A 17,670-nucleotide genomic window follows, 5' to 3' on the forward strand; every position below is an offset into this window, starting at 1 on the left:
AATGTCTGTGAAGTCCTGTTCCGTTAGACCATGCGCGTGAGCGGCAATATGACTACCGTGTGTGATGCGCAGCGGTACACGATCAGACTCGTTCCCGCACCTCTGCAGGAACGGTCACACTCGTGCGCGAGCTTTCGCCCCACGCGTACCAACGAGCCGGTGGGACGCCGTGGATGCTGGCTCCACTCACGCCTGAACCTCTATGATCGGCACATTTCCAGCGCGGATCGCCCCATATCGCCTCGGGCCGAACGGCCGGACGATTCGCACGCGACGAGCCCCCCGGCGGGAGCGACTGGTGAACGGACCCATCGAAGGACCGGGCAACGACTCCGGCTATGCCACCGGAACTCCACCGCAAAATCTCACGGAACGTAGTCGCCTACGCGGCGGCCGGACCGGCAGGGTCGAGTGGCGGGGGCGGAAGCGGGAGAACGACTTCCGGGCCGCGTTCAACGCCGCGAAGCTCGCCATGGCCATCATCGACCGCGACGGGCGGGTGGTGAGCGCGAATCAGGCACTCGGCTCACTGCTGGGCGCCGCGCCCGAATCACTCGTGTCGACCTCCGTCACGGACCTGCCCGCACTCGGCCTGGACGGCAGTACGCTGCGGAGCGGTTCCGGCCGCGTCTCCGCGCCGCACACCGGCGCGCACGCGGGCGCACTCACGTCACGGGGCGGCGCCGACGGCGGCACCGGCACCTCCGAGGCACAGCGCGTCAGCTGCACCAGGCGACTGAAGAACCCCGACGGCCACACTCTCTGGGCGGAGATCACCCTGATCCCCACCGCACACGACGGTGAGGCCCTCCTGTCGGTCGCCGACGTCAGCGAACAGCGCGACCTGCGCGAGCGGCTGCGCCATCTGCAGATGCACGACCCGGTGACCCGGCTGCCCAACCGCACCCTCTTCTTCGAGCGGCTGGCGGCGGCGCTCTCCGAGACCGCCACGGGCCGCGTCGGGCTCTGCTACCTCGACCTCGACGGCTTCAAGGCCGTCAACGACGCCCTCGGGCACCGGGTCGGCGACGAGTTGCTGGGCGCTGTGGCGCAGCGGCTCACCCACTGCGCCGAGAGCAACGGTCACCGACACCTGGCCGCCCGGCTCGGCGGCGACGAGTTCGCGCTGCTCGTGGACGGCTCGACGGGTACGGAACAGCTCACCGCTCTCGCGCAGTCGGCGCTCAGAGCGCTGGAGCAGCCCTTCGACCTCGGCGGGCAGCGGCTGACCGTCTCCGCGAGCATCGGCGTCGTGGAACGCGAGGCGGCGGGGACGGGGCCCACCGAGCTGATGCAGGCCGCCGACACCACGCTGTACTGGGCGAAGGCCGACGGAAAGGCGCGCTGGACCCTCTTCGACCCCGAGCGCAACGCCCACCGCATGACCCGTCAGGCCCTCTCCTCCGCCCTGCGCGGCGCCGTCGAACGGGGCGAGTTCGTACTGGACTACCAGCCGATCGTGGGCTTCGGCGACGACGCGCTGCGCGGCGTCGAGGCCCTGGTCCGCTGGCACCACCCGCAGCTGGGCAAGCTCGGCCCGAACCGATTCATCGGACTCGCCGAGGAGAACGGCGCCATCGTGCCGCTCGGCCGCTGGGTGCTTGAAGAATCGTGCCGTCAGGCCAGGAGCTGGATGCTGGCCCACCCCGGGCCGCCGCTCTACGTCAGCGTGAACGTCGCCGTACGGCAGGTGTGGGACTCGGATCTGGTGGCGGACGTCCGCCGCGTCCTGCAGGAGACCGGGCTGCCGTCCGGGCTGCTGCAGCTGGAGCTGACCGAGTCGGCGGTCATGGGCTCGGCCGGGCGGCCCCTCCAGGCGCTCCAGGCGCTGAGCGACATGGGAGTGCGCATCGCCATCGACGACTTCGGGACCGGCTACTCCAACCTCGCCTATCTCAGCCGTCTTCCGGTGCGTGCGCTGAAGCTGGACGGCTCATTCGTTCGGGGCTTCCGTGCGGCACAGCACCCCAATCCGGCTGACGAGACGATCGTCACCGCGCTGGTGCAGCTCGCGCACGAACTCGGTCTGACCGTCACCGCCGAGTGCGTCGAAAGCCCGTCCCAGGCGGAACGCCTCAGACGCATCGGATGCGACACCGGCCAGGGCTGGCACTACGCCAAGCCCATGCCGGCGCACTGCATCTCGGCACTGCTGCACTGAGCACGGGGCGGCAGCACGGGGAACCGTCTGGGGGCGGCGGCTCGGGGCGGCAGCTCGGGGCGGCAGGTCGGGGCGGCGGCTCAGGGCATGGCGTAGGCGTCGGCGACGAGTTCCACGGAGCGGACGCGGGCCGAGGGGGTGTGGACGTTGGCGGTGAGCATCAGCTCATCGGCGCCGGTGCGCTTGGCCAGGGCGTCGAGACCGTCCCGCACGGCGTCGGGCGTGCCGTAGGTGACGTTGCCCAGCCAGCCGTCGAGGAAGTCGCGCTCCACTGCGCTGAAGGCGTACTCCTCCGCCTCCTCGGGGGTGGGCACGAGCCCGGGCCGGCCCTTGCGCAGACGCAGCATGGCGAGGGCCCCTGTGAGCACCTGCCGATGCGCCTCCCGTTCGTCCTCCGCGGCCAGGGCGGCGGCACCGATCACGACGTAGGGCTCCTCCAGCACCGCCGAGGGGCTGAAGGTCTCCCGGTAGAGCTCCAGGGCGGGAAGGGTGTTGGCTGCCGAGAAGTGGTGCGCGAAGGCGAACGGGAGCCCCAGCCGGCCCGCGAGCTGGGCGCTGAACCCGGACGAGCCCAGCAGCCACACCGGCGGCCGGGAGACCTCCCCCTGCACCGGGCCGGGCACGGCATGGATACGGGAGTAGCGGTGCCCGTCGGGAAAGCCGTCGTCGAGGAAGCGGATCAGCTCGGCGAGCTGCTGGGGAAACTCGTCCGCCCCCTCCTGGAGCCGGTCCGTACGGCGCAGGGCCGCCGCCGTCGCGCCGTCGGTGCCCGGTGCACGCCCCAGGCCCAGGTCGACACGGCCGGGCGCGAACGCCTCCAGCGTGCCGAACTGCTCGGCGATGACCAGCGGCGCGTGGTTTGGCAGCATGACGCCGCCCGAGCCGAGCCTGATGCTCTCGGTGCGGGCGGCGAGGTGGGCGAGGATCACGGCCGGGGACGAGCTGGCGACACCGGGCATCGAGTGGTGCTCGGCGATCCAGTAGCGCGTGAAGCCCCGCCGCTCGGCGAGACGCGCGGTCTCGACGGTGGCCCGCAGAGCGTCGCCGGAGGTGTGTCCCACTCCGACGTTCGCCAGGTCCAGGACGGACAGCGGCACGGGCGCTTCGCCCTTCGCCTCGCCCCGGATGTTGTCGCTGCCGGTGCTGCCTGTGGCGCCTGCGTCCTGCACGGGTGCCGCCTCTCCGCTCGACTGCTGGTACCCCCGGCAGTCGTCAACGGAGAGCGGCGCCCTTCTCTTCCCGCGGCGGGCGGGCTCAGCTGAAGAGTTGCCCCAGTGCGGGGCAGCGCACCGTCAGCTCCAGCAGGCGCAGCCCTTCCCATGCGGTCACCTGGTTGGCGGTGAGGACGGGCTTGCCCAGCGCGTCCTCGATGTCCCCGATCCAGGCGGCGGTGTGCAGCGCCGTGTCGGGCAGCAGGACGGCCTGGGCCTCGGGGTGGTCGCCGCCCCGTGCGAGGGCCAAGACCTCCTCCTTGCCCCAGGTGCCGACCTCCGCCGCGGTGATGATGCCGCTGCCGCGCATCGAGACGACCTCGCTCCCGGCCGCCTTGAGGAAGCCGGTGAAGAGTTCGCCCACGTCCTCGGGGTAGGTCGCCGCGATGGCGACGCGCTCCGCGCCCAGCTCCCGTACGGCGTGGGCGAAGGCGAAGGACGTGCTGGAGGCGGGCAGTCCCGCGGTGGCGGAAAGCTCCCGCACCTGCTCGTGCGCACCGTCCCAGCCGAAGACGAAGCTGGCGCTGGTGCAGGCCCACACGACGGCCTGTACGCCGTACTCCTTGGCCTCCTCGACCTTGGCGGCGAGCCGCTTGGCCGAGCCCATCTCCAGCAGGGCGTCCGCCCGGTGGGCGTCCTCGCCGATGTCGGTGTGCACCAGCGGCAGCCGGACGTCGGTGCCGGCGTCGGCGAGGATGCCCTCCAGCCGCGGGTAGTCGTCCTCGGCCGAGAAGCCCGGGTAGAGGAATCCCACCGCCTGCGACTGCGCTGCCGCCTGTGCCATCTGAACGCCTCCCGGTCTTTCTGGGTGAGTGGTGGTGAATGGTGGTGAATGGTCGAGCGATGTGCGGTGTGTGCCCTTGCTGAGTGTGGCGCACCGCCGCCCGTATCTGCGGGTCGCACAGGAGGAGGCGGGAGCGTGCGGGCACGGGCGGGCGCCGGACTCTTCGTCCGGCGCCCTTGTTGTCGGCTGCTTGTCGGCTGCTTGTCGGCGGCACGGGGGTGCCGTGCGGGGTGCCGTGCCTCACACGGCGGGTCCGTCACACCGGGGGCTGACTGCCGCCCCACTCGTCGGTGTACGCGGGGCCCTGCTCGTACCCCTCCAGCGGCTCGCCGCTCTCGGCGCCCGCGCTCGCCAGCGCCGCCTCCGGCTCGACGGGCCGGGGCGCCTCGACGGGCTCGGCCACCGCGGAGGGCATCGCCGCCCAGCCGCGGCGTGCGACCGGGTCGATCAGCGCCTGGTAGGAACCGACCGCTTCCTTGCCGATCCTGCGCAGCGCGTCCCAGACGGTGACCTGGTTCGCGGAGAGGACCGGCATCCGGAACTCCGCTTCGAGCTGCGGGATGACGTCGTACGTCGGCAGGTTCGTACAGCTGATGAAGAGGGCGTCCGGCGAGTCCGCGACGGCGTCCCGCGCCATGTCGACGACGTCCCGGTAGGGGACGCGCCAGATCTCGCGGGTCAGCCCGAGGTAGCTGCGGCCGGTGACCGCGATGCCGGCCTCGCCGAGATAGTCCTCCAGCGAGTCGGTGACCGACTTCGTGTAGGGGGTGACGAGTGCCACACGGCGCGCGCCGATCTCCTGCAGCGCGGCCAGCAGGGCACCCGAGGTGGTCAGCGAGGGGATCTCGCCTGCCTGCTGCATGGCGGCGGTCATGGACCGCTCACCTGCGGTGCCTCCGACGAAGCTGCCGGACGTGCACGCGTACGCCACCACTTCGGGGGCCACGGCGCTCAGAGCTTGCACACCTTCGCGCAGCGTCTGGTGTTCGCTGACGAGGCGGGCCTGGTCGAGACTCACCTCGACGGGAACGAAGGGGGTGCGGGTCAGGTGCAGGGACACGTCGTCGGGCACCCAGCGCCACAGCTCACGGTCGAGTGCGAAGTCGAACGGGGCGACAATTCCGACACCGCGTTGCGGCTGCGGTCCGCCGAGGAAGGAGACATCCATTGCTGAGCCCCAAAGAACGGAGGGGTGGCCTGCGGCCAGATTGGAAAATGAAAGCCGGTCATTAGCCGGAACGCCGGTTCAGATGCCTTCATTGACGACGGTAGTTTGCGCTCCCTACCGTGGTCAATCCTCCCATCTGAGCGGGCATCGCGCCGATGAGCCGGGCCAACTCGACCAGCCAACCGCCCCCTCGTTTCGAAGTGGTTTCCTGCCAATGACCGAGACCTGTCTTCTTGTGCTCGACGCCGACCCCCTGCCCCGTCTCGACCGGCTCGCCGGCCGTGCGCGCGTGGTGCACGCGGACGGGAAAAACCTGGCCGAGCACCTGCCCCACGCCGATGTGCTGCTGGTGTGGGACTTCCTGTCGGATGCCGTCCGGCACGCCTGGCCGGGCGGGGGACCGCGGCCGCGCTGGGTCCACACACCGAGCGCGGGGGTCGACCGTCTGCTGCCGGAGCTGGCCGGTTCGCCGGAGACGGTCATCACCAACGCGAGGGGGGTCTTTGACCAACCCATTGCCGAATACGTGGCGGGACTCACCCTAGCCATGGCCAAGGATTTCCGGGGCAGCTGGGAATTGCAGCAACAGCGGGTCTGGCGGCACCGAGAGACAAAAAGAGTCGGAGGCACTCGTGCGGTTGTGGTCGGCTCCGGCCCAATCGGCCGGGCAATTGGCCGCACACTGATGGCACTCGGTGTCACCGTGGACCTCGTCGGGCTCACGGAGCGCGCCGGCGACCCCGATTTCGGACGGGTCCACGGCAACGACGCACTGGGCGGCCTGCTGGGCCACGCGGACTGGGTGGTGTGCGTCGCGCCGCTGACGGAGGAGTCACGCGGGCTTTTCGACGCGGCGGCCTTCGACCGTATGAGGCCCGACGCGCACTTCATCAACGTCGGACGCGGTCAGCACGTGGTCGAGGAGGACCTGGTGCGGGCACTGAGGGAACAGCGGATCGCGGGAGCGGCACTCGACGTCTTCGCCCGTGAGCCGCTGGAGGGGGACAGCGAGCTGTGGGACGTGCCGGGGCTGCTGGTCTCACCCCACATGAGCGGGGACACGATCGGCTGGCGGGACGACCTCGCCGAGCAGTTCCTGGACAACTTCGACCGCTGGGAGGCGGGGGAGCCGCTGCTCAACGTGGTCGACAAGGGACTCGGATACGTTCCCTCCGGCTGAGGCCCCTCTCACACCCCTCTCCCCTCCCCGCCCCGGAGCCCCGGCTCCGGGGCGGGGTGTGCACACGGACAGACTCCCCGGACCGACCACCGACACCGTCGGCCACAACTCGAAAGGCTCCGCCATGTCGGATCTCAGCAGCCTCACCGCAGCGCAGCTCGCCGCCGGATACGCCGCCGGGGACTTCTCCCCCGTCGAGGCCGCACGTGCGGTGACCGAACAGGCCGAGAAGGTGCAGCCGCATGTGAACGCGTTCGTACGCATCGACGGCGACGAGGCCCTCGACCAGGCCCGGGGTTCGCAGGAGCGGTGGCGGCGCGGTGAACCGCGCGGCCCGCTGGACGGGGTGCCGGTGACCGTCAAGGACATCCTTCTGCAGCGAGGAGGCCCCACCCTCCGGGGCTCGTGGGCCTCCTCCACGGAAGGCCCGTGGGAGGAGGACGCTCCTGCCGTGGCACGCCTGCGGGAGGGCGGCGCGGTCTTCCTGGGCAAGACCACGACTCCCGAGTTCGGCTGGAAGGGCGTCACGGACAGCCCCCGGCACGGGATCACCAGGAACCCCTACGACACCTCCCGTACGGCCGGCGGCTCCAGTGGCGGAGGCTCGGCCGCGGTGGCGCTCGGGGCGGGTCCGCTGACCCTGGGCACCGACGGGGGCGGCTCCGTGCGCATCCCCGGGGCCTTCTGCGGAATCTTCGCGCTCAAGCCCACCTACGGGCGGGTGCCGATCTATCCCGCCAGCGCCTTCGGCACCCTCGCGCACGTCGGACCCATGGCACGGGACGCGGCGGACGCCGCGCTGCTGATGGACGTGATCACCGGGCCCGACTCCCGGGACTGGTCCCAGCTCGCGCCTCCGACGGCCGGCTTCCGTGAGGCGTCGCTCGGCGGCGTGCGCGGACTTCGTGTGGCCTACTCGCCGGACTTCGGCGGCCGGGTGGACGTCGCCCCCGCGGTGGCCGCCGGCGTGCGCCGCGCGGTGGAGCGGCTGGAGGAGCTCGGCGCGGTCGTGGAGGAGGCCGACCCGGGATTCGAGGACCCGGTCGAGGCGTTCCACACGCTGTGGTTCGCCGGAGCCGCCCGCGTGACGCAGTACTTCACCGCCGGGCAGCGCGAGGCGATGGACCCGGGGCTGCGGGAGATCTGCGAGGACGGCGCGTCACGCAGCGCCCTGGACTACCTCGCCGCCGTCGATGTGCGCATGGCCATGGGCAAGGAGATGGGCCGCTTCCACGAGACGTACGACCTGCTGGTGACCCCGGCCACACCGGGCACCGCCTTCGGGGCCGGCCTGGAGGTGCCGGAGGGCTCGGGCCTGAAGCGCTGGACGGGCTGGACGCCCTTCAGCTACCCGTTCAACATGACGCAGCAGCCGGCGGCTTCGGTCCCCTGCGGGGTGGACGGGGACGGGCTGCCCATGGGTGTGCAGCTCGTGGCCGCGCGCCACCGGGACGACCTCGTACTGCGGGCGTCGCACGCCCTGTACGAGGCGGGGGCCGCGGCCGTTCCGGCCCCCGCGCTCACGGGCGTCAGGCCCGCCGGAAGCTGAGGGTCTCGCCGAGCGCGCCGGCGCGCCACAGGTCCTGGCACGCCTCGGCCATCCCGTCCAGGCCGTCGACGACCGCTCCCCACACGATGCCGGGGACCCACCCGGCGTCACCGTTGATGAGGAGGTTGTTGCGCTCGTAGAAGAGGGCGAGGTCGATGACGGTGGAGCGGGTGGCGTGCGCGGCCTGGGCGCCCTGCTGCTCGGCGGCGGCCTCGTACCCGTAGGACGCCGTGCCCAACTGGGTGTTGGTGAAGGTGAAATAGCACAGGTCGCCCGGAATGGGGGTGATTGTCGGATTCTCCAGGGGCGGTTCCTCGGGAGCGAAGGGCGGGATCAGCGCGTAGATCTCGTTGCGCGCGTACTTCGCGTGGTAGACGTCACCGCCCAGCGGCAGCGCGTTCCACACGGCCTCACACGTGATCGGTGCGCGGTCGTCGAGCAGCTTGGCGGTGCAGCTCACCCCCCGCTTCTCCAACGACACTTCGATGAAGCGGTCGGCCATCGTGCCTCCTTCTTGTGAACGTCAGCCCCATGGTGCCCTGAAAGATCAGCGGTACGCGGATTGCTCTCGCCCCTCGGACAGCACTCGCGTGAGGACCGCGTGAGACGCGGGGCCGCGAGGCGTGCGGCGGCGTTTGTGCGCCGGGCCGGGCGCGTACGAGCCATGCGGACGCGCAGGCACCCGCCGCCGCACGGGAGCAATTCCGCGAATCCCGTCGGCGGCACAACACCGGAACCCCGCGCTGCATTCGCGACTTCGGGCGCCGGAGGCCATTCCACGCGGCAGTGGCGGGCGCGTCGAATTCCCGTCGCAAGGGGAGGGGAAGGCTCCAGATGAAGAACCTGCGCACTCCGTGACCGGACGCGCACATGGAGCCCCGGCAGCAGTCACATCAAGGGCTGGAAACGATCGGCATACCATCTTCGAAGATGGGTAGCTGCGGGCGCATGGCTCCACCACAGGGGAACAACCACGACACAGGCAGAAAAATCCGACGTCGCTCACTACTCATGGGAGCCGCCTCCCTTGGAGCAGTGGGCGCCCTCGGTGCCGCGGGCTGCAGCCGCGCACCGGGAGAAGGCGAAGTGGAAGGCGGTGATCTGCTCAGCCGCCTGCGCGAGAGCGGAACGGCGAGGATCGGCATCGCGAGCGAGCCGCCGTTCGGCTACGTGGACAAGAACGGCGAGGCCACCGGCGAGGCCCCCGAGATCGCCAAGGTCATCTTCAAGCGCCTCGGCGTCGCCGACGTGAAGGCGATCCCGGTGGAATTCGGTGCGCTGATCCCCGGGTTGAAGGCCCAGCAGTTCGATGTGGTGTCGGCGGGGATGTACATCAATGCCGACCGCTGCGCACAGGTTCTCTTCTCGGACCCCGACTATCTCATGCTGGACTCCTTCATCGTGAAGAAGGGGAATCCGCACGGCATCAAGACCTACCAGGACATCGTCGACAAGAAACTGAAACTCGCGAGCGGCAAGGCGTACGCGGAAATCGACTACGCCAAGGACGCGGGAATCAAGGATCTGCTGATCCTCCCCGACCAGGTCGCCGGACTCGACGCGGTGGTGCAGGGCCGCGTGGACGCGTTCGCCGGAACCAACGTCACCGTCAAGACCGTGGTGCAGAACTCCCCGCGGGCCGAATCGACCGAGGCGTTCCAGCCGGAGGTGGGCGGCGAACCGGCGTACGGCGCCGGCGGATTCGCCTTCAGGCTCTCCGAGAAGAACTTCCGCGACGCCTTCAACAAGGAACTCCTCAAGCTCAAGGAGAACGACTACGAGGAGCTGCTGGAGATCGTCGAACCCTTCGGGTTCGGCAAGCGGGAGATGACCGACAAGACGGCGAAGGAGCTGTGCTGATGATGACTTCGGGCATGTTCAGCAACTGGTTCCTCCCGGGAATCTGGGTCACCATCCAGGTGACCGTCCTCAGCTCCGCGCTGATGGCGGCCGTGGCCTTCACCGTCGGCACCCTGCGCACCTCGAACATATGGGTGGTCCGCTTCCTCGCCGGGGTGTACTTCGAGGTCTTCCGCGGCACCTCCGCACTGGTGCTGATGTTCTGGATGTTCTTCGCTCTCCCCCTCTTCGGCTGGCAGCTGGTCCCCATGTGGGCCGGCGTGAGCGCCCTGGGCCTGACCTACGGCGCGTACGGGTCGGAGATCGTACGGGGCGCGCTCGCCGCGGTCCCCGTGGCGCAGCGCGAGGCCGGCGTCGCGCTCAGCTTCACCAAGATGCAGCGGCTGCGCCGCATCGAACTCCCCCAGGCATGGCCCGAGATGGTGCCGCCGTTCAACAACCTGCTGATCGAGCTCCTCAAGGGAACGGCGCTCGTCTCCGTCATCACCGTCGCCGACATGACCTTCGCCGGAAACCTGGTGCGGCTGGGTGACAACGAGAGCGCCCCGGTCTACACCCTGCTGCTGGTGCTGTACTTCGTCCTCGCCTTCATCCTCACGCGCGGCATGCGCGTTCTCGAGCGGCACGCGAAAGCCGGTATCGGACAGGAGACGCCGAAGAGCGGCTTCATCACCCGCAAACTCGGTGCCCGCGACGAGAGCGCACAAGCCGCCAACCAAGGCGCTGGAGGTATGGGATGAATTGGGACTGGACAGTCGTCGATGACTTCATGCCCCGCTTCTGGGACGGCGTCGTCGTCACGCTGCAGGCACTCGCCATCGGTTCTCTCATAGCCTTCAGCCTCGGCCTGGTGTGGGCCATCGCGCAGCGCTCGACGCTGACGTGGGTGAGATGGCCCGTGACGGCTCTTACGGAGTTCATCCGCAACACCCCGCTGCTCGTGCAGCTCTTCTTCCTCTTCTACGTGGTGCCGGAGTGGGGGCCGTCGATGTCTCCGCTCACCACCGGAATCATCGGTCTCGGTCTGCACTACTCCACCTACACGGCCGAGGTGTACCGGGCCGGGATCAACGGCGTGCCGGACGGCCAGTGGGAGGCGGCCACCGCTCTCAGCCTGCCCAAGTCCCGCACCTGGGCGGCGGTGATCCTGCCGCAGGCCATTCGCCGTGTCGTCCCCGCGCTGGGCAACTACGTGGTCGCGATGCTGAAGGACTCCCCGATGATCGCGGTCATCGGTGCGTTCGAAATGCTCGGCGAGGCCCAGGCATTCAGCAACGAAACCTTCACCACCGAGGCCCTCACGGTCGTCGGCGTGGCCTTCATCGTCATCGCCTACCCGGCTTCCCTTCTGATTCGAGCCCTGGAGCGTCGTCTTGTCAGCTGACAACAGCACTTCGAACGAGAGCCGGAACCCTGCCGTCGACGGCAGCGAGCTCATCCACTTCGACAACGTCACCAAGCGCTTCGGCAGCAACGTCGTTCTCGACAATCTCTGCTTCGACGTCGCCTCCGGCAAGCACGTCACCCTCATCGGCCCTTCGGGCTCGGGGAAGACCACGATCCTGCGTCTGCTGATGACGCTGGTGAAGCCGGAAGAGGGCACGATCAAGGTCGCCGGTGAGTACCTCACGCACGAGAAGAAGGACGGCAAGCTGGTGCCCGCCGGCGAGCGTCACACGCGTGAGGTGCGCAAGAACATCGGGATGGTCTTCCAGCAGTTCAACCTCTTCCCCAACATGAAGGTGCTGCGCAACATCACCGAGGCGCCCGTCCACGTCCTGGGCATGTCCAAGGACGAGGCGGAGCAGCGCGCACGCGAGCTGCTCGAACTGGTGGGCCTGACCGAGCACATCGACAAGTACCCGAGCCAGCTCTCCGGCGGTCAGCAGCAGCGCGTGGCCATCGCCCGCGCGCTGGCGATGCGGCCGCAGGTGCTGCTGCTGGACGAGGTCACCTCGGCGCTCGACCCGGAGCTGGTGGCCGGCGTGCTGGACGTCCTGCGGGACATCGCGCACACCACGGACATCACCATGCTGTGCGTCACCCACGAGATGAGCTTCGCCCGGGACATCTCCGACGACGTGCTGATGTTCGACGCGGGACGGGTCATCGAGTCCGGCTCGCCGGAGAAGATCTTCAGCGACCCGGAGCACGAGCGCACAAGGGAGTTCCTCAGCGCGGTGCTGTGAGAGCGGGCGGCACCTGGAGCCTGCGCGGGGCCGTGGCCGGAGATGTCCGGCCACGGCTCCGCGCGCGTGCGGCAGGCACACGCCCGCGCGAGGACGCATATGCCAAATAGGCGCAACGCCCTCCGGCGGCGGACCTGTTGAGCGCTATCGTGAGTCCTACCCGTGACCGTGACCGCACACGACGGTCGTGAGACGAGCGGTCACACCTCCGAGGAGGCCCGTCGTGGCGTTGAAGCCGGAGCAGTCGGCCCCGTTCCACTCAGTGCGGTACGCGCTGCGTGTGCTGGAGGCGATCGCCGGCCACAGCGACGGCGTCACGGAGGCGGACCTCTCCCAGGAGACGGGGCTTCCCCCGGGGCACCTGGCTCATCTGCTGGCGATGCTCTGCCGCGAGAACTACGCGGAACAGCTCCCGGACGGCACGTACACCGTCGGCGAGTCGCTGGTCCTCCTCGGCTCCGGCGGTGACCGCGAACGCGCCCTGGACGAACGCCTCCAGCGCACCCTGGCAGACCTGCGTGACACGATCGGCGCCGCCGTCTACCTCGGCCGCTACGAGAACGGCGAGCTGGAGGTCACACGCCACGCGGACGGCCCGGCGACGCCCGCGGTCAACGAATGGGTCGACTTCCGCTCGGCCCTGCACGCGACTGCGATCGGCAAGTGCCTTCTGGGGCAGCTCGATCACAACGGCCGCAAGGACCACCTCTCGCGGCACAGGACTGCCCGCCTCACCTCCCGCACGATCACGGACGAACGGCTGCTGCTGAACGCGCTGGACCGGCAGCCGCCGACCGTCCCGGTGCTGGATCTGCAGGAGTACGCGGTGGGCACGGTCTGCGCGGCCGTCCCCGTCACCGCCGGCTCGTCGGTCGGGTGCCTGGCGCTCTCGCTGCCCGTGGAGCACGCGCACCGGCTGCGCGGTGCAGCGGAGACGCTCAGCCGCCGTGCCGCTCCGGTCATGCTGTCGCTGACGATCTGATCATGGTCATGAGCACCCTCGCGCAGGAGGTAGTATTTCCCGTGCCGGTTCTCGCAGACCGGCGGGCGCCGCTAGCTCAGTTGGTTAGAGCAGCTGACTCTTAATCAGCGGGTCCGGGGTTCGAGTCCCTGGCGGCGTACTTCGAAGTGAACGGAAGGCCCTCCGCGCAAGGCGGAGGGCCTTCCGCATTTCTGCGTGCCCGCTCACGGCCCGGCGCCCCCATCGCCCCCATCGCCGCCGGCTCCGCCCCCGCGCCGGGGCGTCGAGGTCCTCTCCGGCGCACCGTCGCCCGCCGAAACCACGGCCAATTGGTCTGGACATGATCCGGTCGCGCACGCTAGATTCGCGCTTGGTCTAGACCGATGTAGCACGCGCGTACTCCGATCCCCCACGATCTGCCAGGAGCGACATGCGCAACAAGATCACAGCGGCCGTCCTCGGACTCGGACTCGCCGGCACGGTCATGTTCGTGACCGGGGGCCCCGCCCAGGGCCACGGCTTCAGCACCGACCCCGCCAGCCGCCAGGCGAACTGCGCGGACGGCACCGTCACCGGCTGCGGCTCCATCGAGCACGAACCGCAGAGCGTCGAGGGCCCCAAGGGCTTCCCCGAGGCGGGTCCCCAGGACGGCTCCATCTGCTCCGGCGGCAACGAGGGCTTCAAGGAGCTCGACGACCCACGCGGCGGCGACTGGCCCGCCACGCAGCTCGACGCCGGCCAGAACCACACGTTCAAGTGGTCGATGACGGCGATGCATTCCACGACGGACTTCAGCTTCTACGTCACCAAGGACGGCTGGGACCCGAGCGAGCCGCTCACCCGGGCCGACCTGGAGCCGGAGCCGTTCCTGACGGTCCCCATGAACAACGAGAAGCCCCCGGCGGAGTGGACCGGCGAGGGGAAGCTCCCGGAGGGCAAGTCGGGCAGGCATCTGATCCTGGGCGTGTGGACGATCGCCGACACGGCCAACGCGTTCTACGCCTGCTCCGACGTCGAGTTCTGACGCCCGGACCGCAGGACGGCACACCGTCGCCACCGCCCGGGTCACCGCCCGGAGCACCGGACCGGGTCCGGTCCGGCCGCGCCCCACAGCGGCCGGGCCGGACCTCGCTCCACCGGAACGCCCCAGCCCGGCACGTGCGGGCCGACGGGACGGGACGGCGCGGTACGGGCGGGCCGCACGGGACCGCACGGGACGGACGGGTCGCACGGGACGGGCGGGCCGCACCTGCCGTGCCGGCGTCCGTGCACATGCACACGCGTACGGCTCCGCCGCGTGGCGCCCCCGCACCCGATCGGCGAGACTCCCCCCATGCACCCCGCAACCCTCACCGACAGGGCTCTCGGCCGTGCCCTCGTCGCGCGCCAACTGCTCGCCGAGCGGACACGGATGACCGCCCTGGAGGCCGTCGAGCATCTGGTCGGCCTCCAGGCGCAGGCCCCCAGGCCGCCCTACTTCGGTCTGTGGTCCCGCCTCGACGGCTTCCGGGCCGGGGAGCTGTCGGCGCTGCTGCAGGAGCGGCAGGCTGTACGGGTCAGCGCGATGCGCGGCACCGTCCACCTCGTGAGCGCCGCCGACTGCCTGCAGCTGCGTGCGCTGACCCGGGGGCTGAACGAACGCCTGCTGCGCTCCGGTTACCGCAGCCGGCTGAGCGGTCTGGACATGTGGGAAGTGGCCGGCGCGGGGCTGGAGCTGATGCGGCAGCAGCCGCGCACCCCGGGCGAGTTGGGCGTGCTGCTCGGTGAGCGCTGGCCCGGCCACGATCCGCACGCGCTCTCGCAGGTGGCGCGCTACCTGTGCGACGTCGTCCAGATCCCGCCGCGCGGCGTGTGGGGACGCTCGGGCCGGCCGACGTACGTGACGGTCGAGTCCTGGCTCGGACGCCCGGTCTCAGCCGAGCCGTGCGTGGAGACGGTTCTGCTGCGCTATCTCGGTGCCTTCGGACCGGCGTCCGTGATGGACGCGCAGGCGTGGTCGGGTCTGACGCGTCTGGGCGAGGTGATGGAACGCCTCCGTCCGCAGCTGCGGGTCTTCCGCAGCGAGAGCGGGCGGGAGCTCTTCGACCTTCCCGAGGCCCCGCGCCCCGATCCCGGACTGCCGCTGCCCGCACGCTTCGTGGCCGAGTACGACAACCTGATCCTCTCCCACGCGGACCGTGCACGCGTGATCGGCGACGCGGCACGCAGGATCATCGCGAGCCGGAACGGCCAGGTCCCCGGCACCGTCCTGCTCGACGGAACGGTGCGCGGGACGTGGAAGGTGCAGCAGCCGCGCAGAGGTACGGCGACCCTGACCGTGACGCCCTTCGCCCGCCGGCTGAGCGGCGACGAGGAACGGGCGCTGGCGTCCGAGGGCGAGCGGCTGCTGGCGTTCGCGGTGCACGGCGGCGAGGACTCGGCCACCCGGCGGCCGGGCTCCGAGCAGTACACGGTCACCTTCGGGGAACCGGCCGGCGGCTGATCCGCCCTCCGTCCCCTGACGGGCGGGCCGCCGCCGGCCGGCGGTCACCGGCCGGACGGACCGGTCAGTCCTCCGCCGACGGGGACTTGCCGGTCGGGGTCTCGCCGGAGCCGGACTCCGGGCCGTATGCGGTCAGGAAGCGGTCGCGGAACTTGTCCATCCGCCAGACCGGGCCCTCACGGCCGGGATTGAGGCCCTCCTTCCACTCCCACTCGTCGGTCCGCTCCATGACGTCCTCGTCGCGGGAGATCACCGAGATCGGCACGTCCCGGCTGGCGTTGTTGCCGGTGATGACCGGCGGCGGCTGGTGGTCTCCGAGGACGACCATCACGGTGTCGTCGTCGCCGTACTTCTCCATGTAGGAGATGAGGCTCTTCATCGAGTACTCGATCGAGCGCCTGTACTCGTTGCGCACCGTCGCGGAGTCCTGCCACACGTCCCGCGGGCTCTTCCCCTCCTTCTTGATGGAGTGGTAGACGGAGCCGTCGCCGACCTCGTCCCAGCCGATCATCCTCGGCAGCGGCGACCAGGGGTTGTGGCTGGAGGCGAGGACGATCTCCGCCATCACAGGCTTCTTCCTCTCCTTGCCGTGCTCCAGGCGTTCGAAGGCCGCGAGGCTGTACTGGTCGGGGATCGGCGCCCAGCTGAACTTGGGGCCCTTGTAGCCCATGTCACGGGAGTCGTAGACATGGTTGAGGCCGTAGAACTTCCCCTCCGGCCAGGACTTGGTGACGCCCGGCATGATGCCGACGGTCCGCCACGCGTCCGTGCGTCCGAACGCGCCGGTGAGCGTCAGGCGGTTGCTGGAGGTGACGGTGCGGTAGCGCTGCTGGTTGGCGACCCACAGGCCCGACATGAAGGTGGCGTGCGCCATCCAGCTACCGCTGCCGGTGATGGGCGAGCGGAGGTAGCCCGTGCGGGAGGCGAAGCCGTCCTTCTCCAGCCGCTTGTTGCCGTCCTGAAGCAGTGAGCCGACCTTCGGCGCCATCGTCGGGTCCTCCAGAGCGGTACGGCCGTAGCTCTCGACGAACGCGAAGATGACGTCCTTGCCGCGCAGTCCGGTCAGCAGCTTGTCGGAGGGAGTCTTCTTGAAGGCGTCTACCGCGGCCGCCTTGGCGAACGCCTCCTCGTCCTCGATGCCGGACGTCACCTGGTGCGTGCGGTTGTGGATCAGCGTGGTGTTGCTGCTGGAGGCGACGTCGACACCGGATATCTGGAGCCCGAACGCCAGGAAGGTGATCCACACGGTACCGAGCACCAGCGTGGTGCGGACCGTGGCCGTGTGATGCCTCAGCATCAGATTGCACAGCCGCACGACCGCCAGCGTCATGGAGACCAGCAGGAGCAGTACCAGGAGCACGACCCCGACGAGCGCGGCGACCGCCCCGGCCTCACCGGCCGAGTCCTTGAGGAAGGAGTGGGCGTCGTCGAAGAGGATCCAGTCGAGCACGAGGTCGAAGGGCCGGTCGAGGAAGGAGTAGAAGCCCATGTCGAGGAACTTCAGGACGGTCAGCAGGGCGACACTCACTCCGGCGAGCACCGTGGCCACCCGCCGTGGTTTCGGCTTGAGGATGAGCAGCAGGCCGCTCACGAGTATCGCCTCGACGGGTATGCGCAGGAACGCGCCCGGCGTGAGGCGGTTGACGTGGTTGGGCAGCATGAGGGCCAGCAGCACGAGGACGGCGGCGAGGATCGTGGTGGCCCACGTCAACGTCCGTGCCACGGTGGGGTACTCGGTCCGCCAGCTCCCCCTGCCCCGCCGGCGGAACCGGGCCCATCCGAAGCCGGACTGTTCCCTCTGGTCCTGCGCCGCGGCGGTGCCGGCGCTCGCGGTGCCGGCGTGGTTCTGCGCGCCCTCCTCAGGAGTGCCGTCCCCCGGAGTTCCGTCCTCGGGAGTGCCGTCCTCGGGGGTGCCGTCCTCGGGGGTGCCGTCCTCCTCCGGCGCGCTGCCGGCCGCGCCGTCGTCCCCGGCGGTGTGCTGCCCCGTGGCGTCCCCGTCCCGTGGCGCGCCCTCCTCGGCGGACGTCCTGTCCGGTTCCGGTGACTGACGAGACCTCGTGAAGAGCGACAACTCGAGGGTCCTTCCGTGCGGTGCTCCGGCACGGCGGGCCGGGCCCGTCGGGCC

Annotated in this window: 15 protein-coding genes and 1 tRNA gene; 11 read left to right on the forward strand and 5 right to left on the reverse strand. The window is 70.1% G+C overall.

All coding sequences use genetic code 11. The features are described from left to right. The first annotated feature begins 298 nt into the window (after window positions 1-298). On the forward strand, window positions 299-2,161 hold the full coding sequence (locus H343_RS0115910; RefSeq protein WP_037903881.1) for an EAL domain-containing protein: 1,863 nt from the start codon (window positions 299-301) through the stop codon (window positions 2,159-2,161). An 80-nt stretch (window positions 2,162-2,241) separates the two neighbouring features. Here the strand turns inward: H343_RS0115910 and H343_RS0115915 are convergent, their stop codons facing one another. The 3 genes from H343_RS0115915 to H343_RS0115925 all read right to left on the reverse strand — a co-directional run bounded on the left by H343_RS0115915 (window position 2,242) and on the right by H343_RS0115925 (window position 5,324). Then, window positions 2,242-3,330: an LLM class flavin-dependent oxidoreductase gene (locus tag H343_RS0115915; protein WP_028431964.1), complete on the reverse strand. Its 1,089-nt coding sequence runs from the start codon at window positions 3,328-3,330 to the stop codon at window positions 2,242-2,244. A gap of 85 nt (window positions 3,331-3,415) precedes the next feature. Then, window positions 3,416-4,156 (reverse strand): aspartate racemase/maleate isomerase family protein, encoded by a 741-nt coding sequence (locus tag H343_RS0115920; RefSeq protein WP_028431965.1) that lies wholly within the window; start codon window positions 4,154-4,156, stop codon window positions 3,416-3,418. Window positions 4,157-4,412: 256 nt separating this feature from the next. Next, a complete protein-coding gene (locus H343_RS0115925; protein ID WP_028431966.1) occupies window positions 4,413-5,324 on the reverse strand; it encodes an aspartate racemase/maleate isomerase family protein in 912 nt (303 codons plus the stop codon). A gap of 214 nt (window positions 5,325-5,538) precedes the next feature. Between H343_RS0115925 and H343_RS0115930 the strand changes: the two genes are divergently transcribed. Beyond that, complete coding sequence (locus tag H343_RS0115930; RefSeq protein WP_028431967.1) at window positions 5,539-6,504, forward strand: D-2-hydroxyacid dehydrogenase; 966 nt, start codon at window positions 5,539-5,541, stop codon at window positions 6,502-6,504. Between the two features lie 124 nt (window positions 6,505-6,628). Next, window positions 6,629-8,053: an amidase gene (locus H343_RS0115935; RefSeq protein WP_028431968.1), complete on the forward strand. Its 1,425-nt coding sequence runs from the start codon at window positions 6,629-6,631 to the stop codon at window positions 8,051-8,053. Here the strand turns inward: H343_RS0115935 and H343_RS0115940 are convergent. Continuing rightward, a complete protein-coding gene (locus tag H343_RS0115940; protein ID WP_028431969.1) occupies window positions 8,034-8,555 on the reverse strand; it encodes a DUF3830 family protein in 522 nt (173 codons plus the stop codon). The genes H343_RS0115935 and H343_RS0115940 overlap by 20 nt on opposite strands. A gap of 446 nt (window positions 8,556-9,001) precedes the next feature. Between H343_RS0115940 and ehuB the strand changes: the two genes are divergently transcribed. The 8 genes from ehuB to H343_RS30925 all read left to right on the forward strand — a co-directional run bounded on the left by ehuB (window position 9,002) and on the right by H343_RS30925 (window position 15,545). Further along, window positions 9,002-9,913 carry an ectoine/hydroxyectoine ABC transporter substrate-binding protein EhuB gene (gene ehuB, locus H343_RS0115945; protein WP_028431970.1) on the forward strand — a complete coding sequence of 304 codons (912 nt, stop codon included), beginning with the start codon at window positions 9,002-9,004 and terminating at the stop codon, window positions 9,911-9,913. After that, the gene (ehuC, locus tag H343_RS0115950; RefSeq protein ID WP_028431971.1) at window positions 9,913-10,653 is read left to right on the forward strand and encodes an ectoine/hydroxyectoine ABC transporter permease subunit EhuC; all 741 of its coding nucleotides are present in this window, start codon (window positions 9,913-9,915) and stop codon (window positions 10,651-10,653) included. The genes ehuB and ehuC overlap by 1 nt, the downstream gene beginning before the upstream one ends. Further along, window positions 10,650-11,297, forward strand: coding sequence for an ectoine/hydroxyectoine ABC transporter permease subunit EhuD (gene ehuD, locus H343_RS0115955; RefSeq protein ID WP_028431972.1), 648 nt, complete (start codon window positions 10,650-10,652; stop codon window positions 11,295-11,297). Before ehuC ends, ehuD begins: the two co-directional genes overlap by 4 nt. Continuing rightward, the gene (gene ehuA, locus H343_RS0115960) at window positions 11,287-12,102 is read left to right on the forward strand and encodes an ectoine/hydroxyectoine ABC transporter ATP-binding protein EhuA (RefSeq protein ID WP_028431973.1); all 816 of its coding nucleotides are present in this window, start codon (window positions 11,287-11,289) and stop codon (window positions 12,100-12,102) included. Before ehuD ends, ehuA begins: the two co-directional genes overlap by 11 nt. 223 nt (window positions 12,103-12,325) lie before the next feature. Beyond that, window positions 12,326-13,084 carry an IclR family transcriptional regulator domain-containing protein gene (locus H343_RS0115965; RefSeq protein ID WP_028431974.1) on the forward strand — a complete coding sequence of 253 codons (759 nt, stop codon included), beginning with the start codon at window positions 12,326-12,328 and terminating at the stop codon, window positions 13,082-13,084. Between the two features lie 65 nt (window positions 13,085-13,149). Then, window positions 13,150-13,223 (forward strand) — tRNA-Lys (locus tag H343_RS0115970). A 270-nt stretch (window positions 13,224-13,493) separates the two neighbouring features. Then, complete coding sequence (locus tag H343_RS0115975; RefSeq protein ID WP_028431975.1) at window positions 13,494-14,087, forward strand: lytic polysaccharide monooxygenase; 594 nt, start codon at window positions 13,494-13,496, stop codon at window positions 14,085-14,087. 309 nt (window positions 14,088-14,396) lie between these two features. Continuing rightward, window positions 14,397-15,545 (forward strand): winged helix DNA-binding domain-containing protein, encoded by a 1,149-nt coding sequence (locus H343_RS30925; RefSeq protein ID WP_037903886.1) that lies wholly within the window; start codon window positions 14,397-14,399, stop codon window positions 15,543-15,545. A 64-nt stretch (window positions 15,546-15,609) separates the two neighbouring features. Here H343_RS30925 and H343_RS30930 read toward each other — a convergent pair whose 3' ends face one another. Beyond that, window positions 15,610-17,616 (reverse strand): sulfatase, encoded by a 2,007-nt coding sequence (locus H343_RS30930; RefSeq protein ID WP_078505700.1) that lies wholly within the window; start codon window positions 17,614-17,616, stop codon window positions 15,610-15,612. Between the last annotated feature and the right edge of the window lie 54 nt (window positions 17,617-17,670).

This window comes from Streptomyces sp. TAA204 (assembly GCF_000424965.1).